Raw genomic sequence first — 13,497 nt, 5'->3', positions numbered from 1 at the left:
GGTCCATGTTCAAGAAAATACTGATCGCCAATCGCGGCGAAATCGCCTGCCGTGTCATCAAGACCGCGCGCCGCATGGGCATTCAAACCGTTGCGGTCTATTCGGATGCCGATGCGCGTGCACCCTTCGTGCGCATGGCGGACGAGGCGGTGCATATCGGACCCTCGCCCGCGTCCGAATCCTATCTGATCGCGGACAAGATCATCGAAGCGTGCAAGGCGACAGGGGCCGAAGCCGTCCATCCAGGCTATGGCTTCCTGTCCGAGCGGACAAGCTTCGCCGAGGCGCTTGCGAAGGAAAATATCGCCTTCATTGGCCCGCCGGTGAACGCGATTGCGGCCATGGGCGACAAGATCGAATCGAAGAAGCTTGCGAAAGAAGCCGGCGTCAATGTCGTCCCCGGCTTCGTCGGCGAGATCCGTGATACCGAGCATGCCGTCGAGATTTCGAACGAGATCGGCTATCCGGTGATGATGAAGGCGTCGGCGGGCGGTGGCGGCAAGGGCATGCGCCTTGCCTATGACGAGAAGGACGTCCGCGAGGGCTTCGAGAGCGTCAAGCGCGAGGGGCTCAACAGCTTTGGCGATGACCGGGTCTTCATCGAGAAGTTTATTCTGAATCCGCGTCACATCGAGATCCAGATCCTCGGCGACCAGCACGGTAACATCCTTTACCTCAACGAGCGCGAATGCTCGATCCAGCGCCGGCATCAGAAGGTCGTCGAAGAGGCGCCGTCGCCCTTCGTTACCGAAAAAATGCGCAAAGCCATGGGCGAGCAGTGCGTGGCGCTTGCAAGGGCGGTCGGCTATTACAGCGCAGGCACCGTTGAACTCATCGTGTCGGGCGCGGACCCCACGGGTGAGAGCTTCTACTTCCTCGAAATGAACACGCGCCTGCAGGTCGAACATCCGGTGACCGAAGCGATCACCGGCATCGACCTTGTCGAGCAGATGATCCGCGTTGCCGCGGGCGAGAAGCTCGCCATGACGCAGGATGACATCAAGATTGACGGCTGGTCGATCGAGAACCGTGTCTATGCCGAAGACCCCTATCGCGGTTTCCTGCCATCGACGGGACGGCTTACACGCTATCGTCCGCCCGTTCCGGGCTGGAGCGACGATGGCACCGCGAACGGCCGCCGCGGGATCGATGGCGTGCGCGTCGACGACGGCGTCTACGACGGCGGCGAGGTATCGATATTCTATGACCCGATGATCGCCAAGCTGATCACCTGGGGCAAGACGCGCGACGAGGCGGCGGACCTCCAGGTCGCAGCGCTCGACCGCTTCGAACTTGAAGGGCTCGGCCACAATATCGATTTCGTATCGGCCATCATGCAGCATCCGCGCTTCCGCTCGGGCGAGCTGACGACGGGCTTTATCGCCGAGGAATATCCCGAGGGGTTCACCGGTGCGCCGACCGACGAGAGGGTGACGCGCGCGCTCGCGGCGATTGCGGGTTTCATGGCAAGTGCCGAGGCCGACCGGGCGCGGCGGACCGACGGTCAGCTCGGTGAGCGGCTCGATCCGCCTGCGAAGTGGCATGTGACGATTGCGGGCGCGAGCCACAAGGTCAAGATCGGCCGAAAGCACATCAAGGTCGATGGTGACAAGATTGATATCGCTCTTGAATATACGCCAGGCGATAGGCTTGTCGTGGCCGAGATCGACGCGAACGAACTCGCGGTGAAGGTCGCCAGGACGCGCAGCGGCTGGCGCATGACCACGCGCGGGCACATTCACGATGTGCGCGTGCTTCCCTGGCATGTCGCGCCGCTTGCCTCGCACATGATCGAGAAGATCCCCCCTGACCTTTCGAAGTTCCTCATCTGCCCGATGCCCGGCTTGCTCGTCGCGCTGCACGTGGGCGAGGGCGACGCCGTTGAGGCGGGTCAGCCGCTCGCGACGGTCGAGGCAATGAAGATGGAGAATATCCTTCGCGCAGAGAAGGCGGGCACGGTGAAGAGCGTCAATGCGGAGCAGGGCGACAGCCTCGCGGTGGACGCCGTCATCCTGGAAATGGAGTAGCCCCGAGGAATAGCGGACGCTCGGTCAACTCCCGAGCGTCCGTGCGAGCGCAACCCACTCGGCGACGCTCACCGTCTCGGCGCGCCGTGTCGGATCGATGCCGATCGTCTCCAAGGCCTCGACCGCGCCTGGCACGCCCTTGAGGCTCTGTCGCAGCATCTTGCGGCGCTGACCGAAGCCCTTTTCGGTGAGGCGCGACAGGAGCGCGGGGTCCACGCTCGGCGGCTGCTCGGCGGGCACGACATGGACGATCGCCGACATGACCTTGGGGGGTGGGGTGAAAGCCGAGCGGTGGACCCTCATCGCGATGCGGGCCGACGAGCGCCACTGGGCAAGAACGCTGAGTCGCCCGTAGGCGGACGTGCCCACCGCGGCAACAATTCGCTCGGCAACCTCCTGCTGGAACATCAGCGTGAGCGAGCGCCACTGCGGCGGCCACGCCCGAGGTTCAAGCCAGCGGGTGAAGAGCGCGGTCCCCACATTATAGGGAAGATTGGCAACGATATGATAGGGCCGGCCCGCCAGCGCCTCGGGGTCGTGCGCCATCGCATCGCCCGCGATCACGCGCAGCCGGCCCTCGAACGCGTCGCTGAGCTCGCCCAGCAGCGGCAGGCAGCGATCATCGCGCTCGACCGCGATCACCTCGGCCCCCGCGCGGAGGAGCGCGCGGGTCAGTCCGCCGGGCCCGGGCCCGACCTCGAACACGAGCTCCCCGTCCAGATTGCCGGGAAGAGCCGCGATGCGATCGAGCAATTGCTCGTCGAACAGGAAATTCTGCCCAAGCGCCTTGCTCGCGGAGAGGCCGTGCGCGCGCACCGCTTCGCGCAGCGGCGGGAGCGGGCGCGCCGGAGCTACCGTCACTTGGCAGGCGCGCCGCTGCGTTCGCGCGCTTCGGCCATCCGCGACGCCATCGCAATCGCCGCGATCGTCGGGCCGGGGTCTGCCGTAGCCGTTCCCGCGATGTTGAACGCGGTCCCGTGATCAGGAGAGGTGCGGACAATCGGCAGGCCGAGGGTCAGATTAACCCCGTCGTGGAAATGCAGCGCCTTGAAGGGGGCCAGCGCCTGGTCGTGATAGGCGCAAAGCAGCGCATCATATTGCGTCCGGATCGTGGGTGCGAACAGCGCGTCGGCGGCAAGCGGGCCTTCGACGCTCAGGCCTTCCTCAGCGAGCTGCGCGACGGCAGGTGCGATGATCCGCAATTCTTCGTCGCCGAGTTGCCCGCACTCGCCGGCATGCGGATTGAGCCCCGCGACACCGATGCGTGGGCGCTCGATTCCAAAATCGCGGTGCAACCCGCGTGCGACGATGCGCGCCTTGGCGATGATCAGATCGCTTGTCAGTCTCTCGGGGACCTGCTCGAGCGGAATGTGCACGGTGAGCGGTACGACCCGAAGCGCGGGTCCCGCCAGCATCATCACCGCGTTGGTCGCGGTAACGCCGCAGCGTTCGGCAATGAATTCGGTCTGGCCGGGGTGCGTATAGCCGATGCCGTGGAGGGCATGTTTGGATACCGGTCCCGTGACGAGCGCTGCGCAGGCGCCGTTGCGGGTCAGGCCGATGCCCGTTTCAAGCGCGTGAAGCGCGCAGGCTGCACCCGCTGGCGTGGGCACGCCCGGCGTCAGCGCGCCGCTGTCCTCAAGGTGCCAGACCGGCAGCGCGTCAGCAAAGATGCGCGCTGCTTCGTCGATGCCGCCCACACGCGCGATCGGACCGTCCCACACGGCCTCGATCGCGGCAGCATCGCCGATTGTAACGAACGGGGGCAGCTTATGCTCGCGGCGGGCGCGCCAGGCGCGCGCCGTGACTTCGGGTCCCACGCCGGCGGGGTCACCCATGGTGACCGCGATCGGGCGCGGGCTGGCATAGTCGCTCATCAGCTATATTCGATCACGGCATCCCGGCGCAGGTCGCGCAAATAGCGCTGCGCGCGCCTGTTGACCTTTTCATCGAGCAGGCGTTGCTCGATTTGCTCGGCGCTCGGTGCGCCTGCGGTTTGCGGCATGTCGCGTCCGCACAGAACCAGAACGCTGATTCCGTCGGACGCCGATCCGAACGGCTGGGTCGTTTGACCGATCTGGAGGTCCATCAGCGTCTGCTGCAACTGGGGCGGCAACTGACGCATCGACAGATTGTCGCGCGAGACGATTGACGCACCCAGGCTCTGCGCCACGGTGTCAGCCGCGCCGCAGCCCGAGATCGCGCTTGTCGCTTCGGTGAACTTGCTGGCCAGTGCGGTTGCCTGCGCTTCGCTGGTCCCGGGAGGGAAGTCGAGCGAGATTTGCTTGAGGCTGAGGAGCGCGTCGCGCGGATCGGCCGTCAAGACCTGACGCCGGTCGACGAGCAGCATGATCGACATACCCCCCGGTACCTCGATTGGCCCAACGAGCTGGCCTGGCTGCATCTGCGCCGCCGCCTCGGCCATCGAGTCAGGCAGCTGGCCTGCGCGCACCCAGCCAAGGTCGCCGCCAACCACCGCAGTCGAGGCATCGGAGAACTGGCGGGCGTAGGCTGCGAACGAGCCGCCTGCCTGAAGAGCCGCCATGATCTTGCGGGCATTTTCGGCAACTTCGGCGGCGTTTACCGAGGTCGCCTCGAGATAGATTTCGCCAAGATGGAACTCGTCTTGGCCCTTCGCAGCTTCAAGCCGCTTGAGCACGGCGTCGACCTCTTCGGTCGAAACATTGGTCGTCGATTGAATATTACGCGACAGCAGACGGTCCCAAGCGAATTCTCCGCGGATCTGCTGCTTGACAGCGGCGGCCGATGATCCCTTGGACTTGAGATATTCGGTGAACTGCTCGGGCGTTTGCTTGAAGCGCGCAGCAAGCGAGGCGAACTGCTGATTGATCAGATTCTCGTCGATCGTGATTTCGGCCTGACGCGCGGCTTGTATCTGCAATTTTTCGTCGATCAGATTGCTGAAGACCTGCTGGCGCAGCCGCTGCTCTTCCTCCGCACTCAGCGTCAGATTGGCGTTCGCGATGCGGATCAGCGCCATGCGCTCTTCGATGTCGGTCGACGTGATAATCTCGCCGTTCACGGTCGCCGAAGGACGATAGACATTGGCCTTCGCATCGCCATAGAGCTTTACATTACCCGGGATGTCGAGGCTGGTCGTCGGCACTTCGCTGTCGGCGACGGTCTGCGCAACGACCGGAGTGATCCCGGCGGCCGCCGCGGCAAGCAAGCCGATCATGGTCGAAATTTTGGTCATCTTCACCCTATTCGAGATTTGTTGGCACGCTCCGTATCAGCGGAGACGCCCGGTGGTCCAGCGCAATCGCTTTTACCGGCCGCTTTGCCGCGCGAATAGCGCCGAGACGCTGAACGCAGGCTGAGCGGAAGCGCGCTGCCGGCGGTGACTGCAAGACCACCTGTCAGAAGCCAAGGTTGCGAAAGGCGATGCGGAAGGAGAAGCTGTTTCCGCGCCGCGCGTCGCCCGTGTCGATATAGTCGCGCCGCCAGGTGAGCGCGATCGACAGGCAATCATCGTCATACGCAACCCCGAGGCGGTGGCGAATCGGCTCAAATCCGTCCGACGTGCTCGCCGGATCATCATTTCTGCCGGTAAGGTCGATAATCGCCGATCCGAAGACCGACCAGTTGCGCGCCACCGCGACGCGCCCCCCTGCACGCACTTCCTCGCGGTCCTGCAGGTCTTCGGCGAGGCTGGTGATGTCGCGGTTGAGCCGCGAATAGCCGAGGACAGCGTAGGTGGACCGGCCGCCGATCGTGGCATCGAATTCGTTGCGGCGCACCGCGAGATCGTCCTTGTCGAGGCGGAAACGGTGGGTGAGGCGCAGGAAATCCTTGTAGGCGATCGTGGTGCGTCCGACGATATCGGAGGTGCGGTCCGTAAGACCGGTGCCGTCGGGGAACAAGGTCGGCTTGTTCGTCAGGCGGTAGCTCTGCCCGACGACCGAATTGATGTTGAAGCCCGGGCGGCTGTAGTTCCATTCCACGCCATAGGTGACGCGTGCGCCATCCTCGAAGCGGTCGTAGCCGTTGAAGCGGTTGATCGCGAAGAGATTGCTGTCCTCAAGGTCGAAGGCGCGCGAATCCTCGTTGGGGATCTCGATATTGTCGATCGGCGGCGTCGCGACGAACTGGACGCGCGGAGTCAGCGTCTGGGTTCCGCCGAGAAATTCGCCGATGAAGGGCCAGCGCATGTCGGCGGCGAGAGCGGCGATGCCGCGCGCCTGCCAACCCGACCGCCCGCGATAGCCAGGGATGGCGGTAAGAAGATTCTCGTCGCTATGATAGACGTCCCCGCGAACGAGGGCGGTCAGCGTGACCTCCTGGCCGAGCGGCGTCAGCCGCCGCAGGTCCCAGCGCGCGCCTGCAAAGGCGCGCTGCGTATCCTGGCCGGCGGTGCGCCCGATCGCGACGGTGTTGAGCTGGAGCTCGAATTGCCCTCCCAGCCACGGATCATCGAGCCGCTGGCGAAAATCGATGATCGGCAGCGCGATCGGTTGCTGCCCCTGCTCGTCGTTGAAGCGCAGCGTCTGCGTTGCCCATCCGGCGATCGACAAATAGCTTTGACCGCCGATCCTTTCGACCTCGAAGGTCGATCGCAGCCGATCGTCGCGGCTGATATCATAGCGGCGCATGAAGGTGCGGTCGGTTGCGATCCGCCCCGAGTAGCTGACGCTCCACCGCGGATCGATCTGGAATTTGCCCGCGCTTTCCAGATAGCCGCGAAACTCGTTGGTCGAGGTCGTCGGCGTGCCCACGAGCGGTACGACCGAGCTGTATGTTGCGAAGCCGTTGATCCTGAAGGAGCCGAAATCGGTAAGGGCGCGAAATTCGCCCTCAAGCATCGGGGCTGCGTCGGTGTAAAGATGCGGGGTCAGCGTCAGGTCGCGGTTCGGCGCGAGGCGGAGATAATAAGGCACCGCGATTTCGAAGCCGTTGGTTCGATCGAGGCGTACATTGGGGACGAGGATGCCGCTTCCAGCCTCGCTGTTTGCAGGATGGCTAAGACCCGGTAACGGAATCAGCGGCAGCCCGAAGATCTCAACCCGCGCGCCCTTGTATTTTACCTTGTTCTTCGCGCGGTCATACAGGACGCGCACCGCGCGGATCTGCCAGCTTGGCTTCTTGGGACAGCCATTTTCATCTTCGACGGGGCAGGGGGTGTAGGCGGCGTTTTCCAGCTCGATATTGCCATTGTCGAAGCGTGTGCCGCGGATCGCGGCAAGGCGCGCCCCATTATCGAGGACGACGAGCAGATTCTCGACCACCCCGTCGCGCAGCGTATCGGTCAGCTCGATCCGGTCACCATAGGCCGTATCGCCCTCAGGATTGCGGATCGCAACATCGCCCTCCGCGACAACCTCGCCAGTCTTGCGGTTCCACGTGACCTTGTCCGCGCGCATCGAAATGGCCTCGCGGTTCATCTCGACATTGCCCTCGGCAACGACGATCTCGGTTTCGCTGTCGTAATTCAGATTGTCGGCAGCAAAGCCAATCTGATTCTCACCCTCGACCTTCGGAGCGTCCACGGGGACCGGCGAGATGTCGGGGGTTTGAAGATCAGGCTCGGCAGAGCGCGGGATCTCGGGGAGCGTCGGGACGGCGGGCGGCGCGATCAAATCCGGGGCCGCCGCCTCAGAACCCTGCTGCGCGAGCGCCGGATTCGCGATCAGGGCCACGCCGCTGGCGGTGGTCAGCCACAGATATCGTGCGCCCGTCGCCTGCCGGAACAAAGCCCATGTCATTAGAATTGGTTGTCCCTCTTCGCGTCCGTCCCCGGGTGAACCGGCAGCTTTGTTTTTGCAACTCGCAAGCGAAACCCCTATCGGTCCGGCACGTTGCAATCAATCATCGCATAAGAGAGTTAAGGCATGGACATTCAGTTTGTCGCGCAAATCGACGCATCCGCCGACACGGTCGCCATTCCGGTACGCAAGGGAGGCGTTGACGCGCTTGCCGGAGAGAATGCGGCGCTGCTCGGCGCAGCGGCGGCGCAGGCGCGTTTCGAGGGCGCGGCAGGGACAGTGGCCGAAACGGCATTCATCGACAATGGTCGGCCCCGGCGGCTGCTGCTAGTCGGCATTGGGGAAGGCAGCCTTCATGATCTCGAACGCGGCGGCGCGGCGCTGGTCGCACGCCTCCAGACGAGTGGTGCGAGCCAGGTTGCGGTTGATTTTGCCGGTGCCGGCGCCGATGACGATGATGTGCTTGCCTTTGCGATGGGTGCACGCCTTCGCAACTGGCGTCTCGATACCTATCGCACGCGGCTTGCCGACACGGCGAAGCCCAGCCTCAAATCGTTAGTTATCGCGTCGGCGTCGGGCGATGTTTCGAACCGCTGGGCCGCCTTTGAAGCTGTTGCCGACGGCGTCGCGTTGACCCAGACGCTTGTCGCCGAGCCGCCGAACCTTCTCTATCCCGAAACCTTCGTCGAGCGCTGCCAACATCTTGCTGACCTTGGCGTCGAACTTGAAATTCTCGACGAGCGCCAGATGAAGGCGCTCGGCATGGGGGCGCTGCTCGGCGTTGCTCAGGGGTCTGTGCGCCCGCCGCGGCTGCTCGCGATGCGCTGGAATGGCGGCATGGAGGGCGAGGCCCCCGTGGTCTTCATCGGCAAGGGCGTCACCTTCGACACCGGCGGTATCAGCCTGAAGCCTGGGCCGGGCATGGACATGATGAAGTGGGACATGGGCGGTGCGGGCGCCGTCGCGGGCGCGATCAAGGCGCTTGCGGGGCGCAAGGCAAAGGCAAATGTCATCGGCGTCGTTGGCCTCGTTGAAAATATGCCGGACGGTAATGCGATGCGCCCAGGCGACATCGTCTCGACAATGTCCGGCCAGACGGTCGAGGTTCTCAACACCGACGCCGAGGGCCGACTGGTGCTTTGCGATTGTATCGCCTGGGCGCAGAAGACGTACTCGCCAAAGGTCATCGTCGACCTTGCAACGCTGACGGGCGCGATGGTGATCTCGCTCGGCCACGAATATGCAGGCATGTTCGCGAATGATGACGATCTGGCGGCCAAGCTGCTCAGCGCGGGCGAGGCGAGCGCGAACAGGCTGTGGCGCTTTCCGCTATCTCCCGCTTATGACAAGCTGATCGACAGCAACATCGCGGACATGAAGAATATTGGACCGCGCGAAGGCGGATCGATCACCGCCGCGCAGTTCCTGAAGCGCTTCGTCGACGATGGCGTTCTGTGGGCCCACCTCGATATCGCGGGCATGGCGTGGCATGACAAGGACGGGCCGACCTATGCCAAGGGCGCGACCGGCTATGGTGTGCGCCTCCTCGATCGTTTCATCGCCGACAATTACGAGGGCTGAGGCACGGAAAATGGGGCAGGGGATGGCGCGCGTTGACTTCTACCGGCTGACCCGCGATCCTGCCGAACGGGTGCTCCCGGCAGTCGCCGCACGCATTCTCGCGGAGGAGGCGCGACTTCTCGTCGTCGCCGAGTCGGCGATGCAGAGACAGGCGATCGACGAGGCGCTCTGGTCGCTGCAACCGGCAAGCTTCCTGCCGCATGGCGCTGCGGGCACCCCGGACGAGGCGATCGAGCCGATCCTGATCGCGGGAACGCTCTTGTCGCCGGCTCCAAACGGGGCTCGCCACGTCGCGCTGGCCGACGGCACCTGGCGCGAGGAGGCTCTGGCGTTTGACCGCGCCTTCCTCTTCTTCGATAACAGCCGCCTTGATAACGCGCGTGCAACCTGGCGGACGCTGAGCGCGGCCAAGTTGGCGGAGATCCATTTCTGGAAACAAGACGACCGCGGCCGCTGGTCAGAAGGACCCTGAGATCATCATTGTGACCGCGGTCACCGACAAGCGGACATGACATCGCGCAAAAGCCAGTCATTCCCAAAAAGCAGGAGTTTGACCATGACGACCCGCCCAACCTCGGCCTTCCTCAACACCTTTGTCGCAGCAGCTGCACTGCTCGTTGCTGGTTGCGGCTCCAAGTCGGAAAAAGAGGTTGCGAGCGGCACCTATACCGACCCGGAAACCGGGGAGACGGCAGAGTATAAGGTGACGAGCGACGATGGCGAGGCGGGCAACGTCACAATCAAGACGGCCGATGGTGAGGTGAGTTTCGGGGGCGGCGCTGCGCATGCCAAGCTTCCCGCCGGTATCGCGCCATATCCTGGCGCCAGGATGACCGGGGGGTTATCCTCGTCCGGCAAAGATGGGAACGCCGGAATGGCCAGTTTCGAGGTAAAGGGCAAAGCAGCGGACGTGATCGCTCATTTTCGCAAGCAGGTCGAGGCGCAGGGAATGAAAGTCACCTCGGAGATCACCGCCGACCAGACGATGATGTTTGCAGCGCAAAAGGCCGACGACGACAAGTCGGGCATGCAGTTCACCGCGACGCAGGAGGGGGACCAGGTGAGAGGCAGCGTCACCTATGGACACCGCCGCTGATCGCTGCATCCAGCCTTCGCTCCCCGCTTGCGGTGCGGCCAAAGCGCGGCTAGAGGGCCGCGCATCATAAAATATACCTACGCAGGAGCTTTCCCATGGCGGTCACCCGCACCTTTTCGATCATCAAGCCCGACGCGACGCGCCGCAACCTGACGGGCGCAGTTACCAAGATGCTGGAGGACGCGGGCTTGCGCGTGGTCGCCTCCAAGCGCATCCGCATGACCCGCGAGCAGGCCGAGGGTTTCTACGCGGTTCACAAGGATCGCCCCTTTTTCGGCGAGCTGGTCGAATTCATGACGTCAGGTCCGGTCGTGGTTCAGGTCCTTGAGGGCGAAAATGCCATGCAGCGCAACCGCGACGTCATGGGCGCCACCAACCCCAAAGATGCGGCACCGGGCACGATCCGCAAGGAGCTTGCAGAGAGCATCGAGGCGAACAGCGTCCACGGCAGCGACAGCGAAGAGAATGCCGCGATCGAGATCGCCTATTTCTTCAAGCCCGAAGAAATCGTCGGCTGAACGCGATCGTCGCCGCGGGTTGCGGCGGAATCAAAAGCGCAAGGGCCGCTGGAATGATCCGGCGGCCTTTTCGCTGGGCATCACAGCACGGGACTCAGCATCGCGCGGGAGATTCTGCAACGGACGGGCGGCAATCCCCATTCCGGCGATCCGATCGCCGGAATGGGCTCGCAGTCGGCCAGATCGGCGGTCTGCCGCGCCCGAATTTCGCCCGTGAAGTCTGCGCGGGCGAACATCATATTATTTTCGAAATTGAGCTCGAAGCTGGGTCGGTCGAGGCTCGCTGATCCAATCAGCGCAACCGCGCCATCGACGGCGATCGTCTTTGCATGAACCGGCCGGTACGGCAAACCGCCGCGTAGCTAAAACTCCTCTGCAGCCCCCATCAGGCCTGCAAGCTTCCTTGGCGCGACCGCGAGCCAGCTCTTGCGCAGCCAGTCCGCGAGCGCGTCCCAATCATTGTCACCGCCGTCGAGGCGGATGCCTACCCAGCCGTCGCCGAAATAGGCGGGCCGGAAATAACGGTTGGCGTCGATTTCGATGAGCTGCGCCTGCTCATCGGCGCCGCTGATCTTGACGAGGAGCGCGGTGCGGCCATCGCCGTGGTGATCATGCGTGAAGTAAGCGAATTTCTTGCCCTTGACGATGCCGAAGCAGGGCATGCCGTGCGAGGTCACCTCGTCGGCCTCGGGGAGCGCCAGAGCGAGGTCGCGCACGCGTTCCAATAGATGGACAGGATCGCGCTCGCGCATCACGAAGGCCGCGAGTGTCGGCGGATAGAGCTGGTGCTCCGCGATCAGCACGCGCGCGGCGAGGCTCTCGGCCGTGTCGTCAGGCAGGATCGCGACGCGCGTCTGCGCGAGCACCGGCCCGTCGTCGAGCGTCGGGGTCACGATGTGGACGCTGCAGCCGGCGAATTTGTCACCAGCGTCGATCGCCTTCTGGTGGGTGTCGAGCCCCTTGTAGAGAGGCAGGAGACTGGGATGAATATTGAGCATCCGCCCCTGCCACGCCGCGACGAAGCTTTCGGACAGAATACGCATATAACCCGCGAGCGCGACATATTCGGCCCCCGCTTCGCGCAGCCGCGCGTCGACCAGCGCGTCGAAGGCGCCGCGCTTCATCCCCTTGTGCGGCAGGCTCCAGGTCGCGATGCCCTCCGCGGCTGCGAGCCGCAGCCCGGGCGCATCGGGATTGTTGCTCGCGACCAGCACGATCTCGTAAGGGCACGCCTTAGACTTTGCGGCGTAGAGCAGGGCCGCCATATTCGTGCCCGTGCCCGAGATCAGGACGGCGACCTTGGCCTTTATCACAGCGCGGTCCTGTCCTTGAGATCGTGCCAAGCTTGTCGACGCACTATTCTCTCTCCATCTTCAATGGAAGGGCGACCCTTCAACACCCGCCGCGAATGGAAAAGGGGATCAGCCGGTATGCGCCGCGCTCCATGCGCCCATCGCGCTCCAGGTCCCTGCGGCGCCCGACACCGTGCAGCCCTTTTCGCCTTCTGCGATATGCCCGATCCGATGAACCGTCTCGCCAGCGTCCTCAAGATAGGTCGCGACGGCCTCGGCATCGGCTTCGGAAACCACCACCGCCATGCCGATCCCGCAGTTGAAAGTGCGGGCCATTTCTTCGGGCTCGATATTTCCCTGCGCCTGCAGGAACGCCATCAGCCGGGGCTGCTCCCAGGCGCTGGCGTCGATATGCGCGTGCAGCGTCTTTGGGAGCACCCGCGGGATATTCTCCAGCAGTCCACCGCCGGTAATGTGTGCAAGCGCGTGAATCTGACCTTGCTTCACCAGCGGCAGCAGGCTCTTCACGTAAATGCGCGTCGGCGCCATCAAGGCGTCGATCAGAAGGATATTCTGGTCGAAGAGGGCGGGGCGATCGAGCTTCCACCCCTTGTCGGCCGCGAGCCGGCGAACGAGCGAGAAACCGTTGGAATGAACGCCGGATGAGGCGAGGCCGAGAATGACGTCGCCCTCGGCCACCTTGTGTGCGGTCAGCACTTCATGGCGCTCGACCGCGCCGACGCAGAAGCCTGCAAGGTCATAATCGCCTTCGCCATACATACCCGGCATCTCGGCGGTTTCGCCGCCGATCAGCGCGCAACCGGCCTGCTGGCAGCCCTCCGCGATGCTCGCAACCACCGCGATCGCGACATCGTTCTCGAGCTTGCCGGTGGCATAATAGTCGAGAAAGAACAAAGGCTCTGCACCCTGAACGACGAGGTCGTTCACGCACATGGCGACGAGGTCGATGCCGACGCCATCATGACGCCCCGAATCGATCGCAAGCTTGAGCTTCGTACCGACGCCGTCATTGGCCGCGACGAGCAAAGGATCGGTGAAGCCGGCCGCTCTCAGGTCGAAGAACCCGCCGAACCCGCCAAGGTCGGCATCGGCGCCCGGACGGCGCGTGGCTCGGGCCAGCGGCGCGATCGCACGGACCAGCGCATTGCCGGTCTCGATTGATACCCCGGCTTTCGCATATGTGTAGGAGGCGGGCTCGCCGTCGCGTTCGTTGTGCTTGGAATCCATGGCACGCGCGAC

General features: G+C 64.0%; 12 protein-coding genes. 5 read left to right on the top strand and 7 right to left on the bottom strand.

What is annotated here, in order from left to right:
• Positions 1-5 precede the first annotated feature (5 nt).
• Entirely contained in the window at positions 6-2,027 is a 2,022-nt protein-coding gene (locus tag B5X69_RS08950) for an acetyl-CoA carboxylase biotin carboxylase subunit (RefSeq protein ID WP_079638368.1), read from the top strand.
• A gap of 24 nt (positions 2,028-2,051) precedes the next feature.
• On the opposite strand, the gene rsmA is transcribed toward B5X69_RS08950, so the two are convergent.
• From rsmA to B5X69_RS08930, 4 genes are all read right to left on the bottom strand, one after another.
• Positions 2,052-2,888, bottom strand: coding sequence for a 16S rRNA (adenine(1518)-N(6)/adenine(1519)-N(6))-dimethyltransferase RsmA (rsmA, locus tag B5X69_RS08945; RefSeq protein ID WP_079638367.1), 837 nt, complete (start codon positions 2,886-2,888; stop codon positions 2,052-2,054).
• Positions 2,885-3,904, bottom strand: a complete 1,020-nt coding sequence (gene pdxA, locus B5X69_RS08940) for a 4-hydroxythreonine-4-phosphate dehydrogenase PdxA (RefSeq protein ID WP_079638366.1) — start codon at positions 3,902-3,904, stop codon at positions 2,885-2,887. Before pdxA ends, rsmA begins: the two co-directional genes overlap by 4 nt.
• Positions 3,904-5,244: a peptidylprolyl isomerase gene (locus B5X69_RS08935; protein WP_079638365.1), complete on the bottom strand. Its 1,341-nt coding sequence runs from the start codon at positions 5,242-5,244 to the stop codon at positions 3,904-3,906. Before B5X69_RS08935 ends, pdxA begins: the two co-directional genes overlap by 1 nt.
• A gap of 163 nt (positions 5,245-5,407) precedes the next feature.
• Complete coding sequence (locus tag B5X69_RS08930; protein WP_079638364.1) at positions 5,408-7,750, bottom strand: LPS-assembly protein LptD; 2,343 nt, start codon at positions 7,748-7,750, stop codon at positions 5,408-5,410.
• Positions 7,751-7,876: 126 nt separating this feature from the next.
• Between B5X69_RS08930 and B5X69_RS08925 the strand changes: the two genes are divergently transcribed.
• The 4 genes from B5X69_RS08925 to ndk all read left to right on the top strand — a co-directional run bounded on the left by B5X69_RS08925 (position 7,877) and on the right by ndk (position 10,945).
• The gene (locus B5X69_RS08925; RefSeq protein ID WP_079638363.1) at positions 7,877-9,331 is read left to right on the top strand and encodes a leucyl aminopeptidase; all 1,455 of its coding nucleotides are present in this window, start codon (positions 7,877-7,879) and stop codon (positions 9,329-9,331) included.
• Between the two features lie 22 nt (positions 9,332-9,353).
• Entirely contained in the window at positions 9,354-9,803 is a 450-nt protein-coding gene (locus B5X69_RS08920; protein WP_079638362.1) for a DNA polymerase III subunit chi, read from the top strand.
• Positions 9,804-9,887: 84 nt separating this feature from the next.
• Positions 9,888-10,427 carry a hypothetical protein gene (locus B5X69_RS08915; RefSeq protein WP_079638361.1) on the top strand — a complete coding sequence of 180 codons (540 nt, stop codon included), beginning with the start codon at positions 9,888-9,890 and terminating at the stop codon, positions 10,425-10,427.
• Positions 10,428-10,522: 95 nt separating this feature from the next.
• The gene (ndk, locus tag B5X69_RS08910; RefSeq protein WP_079638360.1) at positions 10,523-10,945 is read left to right on the top strand and encodes a nucleoside-diphosphate kinase; all 423 of its coding nucleotides are present in this window, start codon (positions 10,523-10,525) and stop codon (positions 10,943-10,945) included.
• Between the two features lie 80 nt (positions 10,946-11,025).
• Here the strand turns inward: ndk and B5X69_RS22235 are convergent, their stop codons facing one another.
• The 3 genes from B5X69_RS22235 to purM all read right to left on the bottom strand — a co-directional run bounded on the left by B5X69_RS22235 (position 11,026) and on the right by purM (position 13,485).
• Entirely contained in the window at positions 11,026-11,295 is a 270-nt protein-coding gene (locus B5X69_RS22235; protein ID WP_079638359.1) for a phospholipase D-like domain-containing protein, read from the bottom strand.
• 12 nt (positions 11,296-11,307) lie between these two features.
• Positions 11,308-12,258, bottom strand: a complete 951-nt coding sequence (gene purN, locus B5X69_RS08900) for a phosphoribosylglycinamide formyltransferase (RefSeq protein ID WP_079638358.1) — start codon at positions 12,256-12,258, stop codon at positions 11,308-11,310.
• A gap of 108 nt (positions 12,259-12,366) precedes the next feature.
• Positions 12,367-13,485: a phosphoribosylformylglycinamidine cyclo-ligase gene (purM, locus tag B5X69_RS08895; protein ID WP_079638357.1), complete on the bottom strand. Its 1,119-nt coding sequence runs from the start codon at positions 13,483-13,485 to the stop codon at positions 12,367-12,369.
• Positions 13,486-13,497: the final 12 nt, after the last annotated feature.

The organism is Sphingopyxis flava, from assembly GCF_900168005.1.
Taxonomy (GTDB): Bacteria; Pseudomonadota; Alphaproteobacteria; order Sphingomonadales; family Sphingomonadaceae; genus Sphingopyxis; species Sphingopyxis flava.
Note: the sequence above shows the minus strand (reverse complement) of the source record. Positions and strands in the feature narration are given on the sequence as shown.

Coding starts and splice junctions, on each gene's coding strand:
- B5X69_RS08950 (WP_079638368.1), top strand. CDS start 6: ATGTTCAAGAAAATACTGATCGCCAATCGCGGCGAAATCGCCTGCCGT.
- pdxA (WP_079638366.1), bottom strand. CDS start 3,904: ATGAGCGACTATGCCAGCCCGCGCCCGATCGCGGTCACCATGGGTGAC.
- B5X69_RS08935 (WP_079638365.1), bottom strand. CDS start 5,244: ATGACCAAAATTTCGACCATGATCGGCTTGCTTGCCGCGGCGGCCGCC.
- B5X69_RS08930 (WP_079638364.1), bottom strand. CDS start 7,750: ATGACATGGGCTTTGTTCCGGCAGGCGACGGGCGCACGATATCTGTGG.
- B5X69_RS08925 (WP_079638363.1), top strand. CDS start 7,877: ATGGACATTCAGTTTGTCGCGCAAATCGACGCATCCGCCGACACGGTC.
- B5X69_RS08920 (WP_079638362.1), top strand. CDS start 9,354: ATGGCGCGCGTTGACTTCTACCGGCTGACCCGCGATCCTGCCGAACGG.
- B5X69_RS08915 (WP_079638361.1), top strand. CDS start 9,888: ATGACGACCCGCCCAACCTCGGCCTTCCTCAACACCTTTGTCGCAGCA.
- ndk (WP_079638360.1), top strand. CDS start 10,523: ATGGCGGTCACCCGCACCTTTTCGATCATCAAGCCCGACGCGACGCGC.
- purM (WP_079638357.1), bottom strand. CDS start 13,485: ATGGATTCCAAGCACAACGAACGCGACGGCGAGCCCGCCTCCTACACA.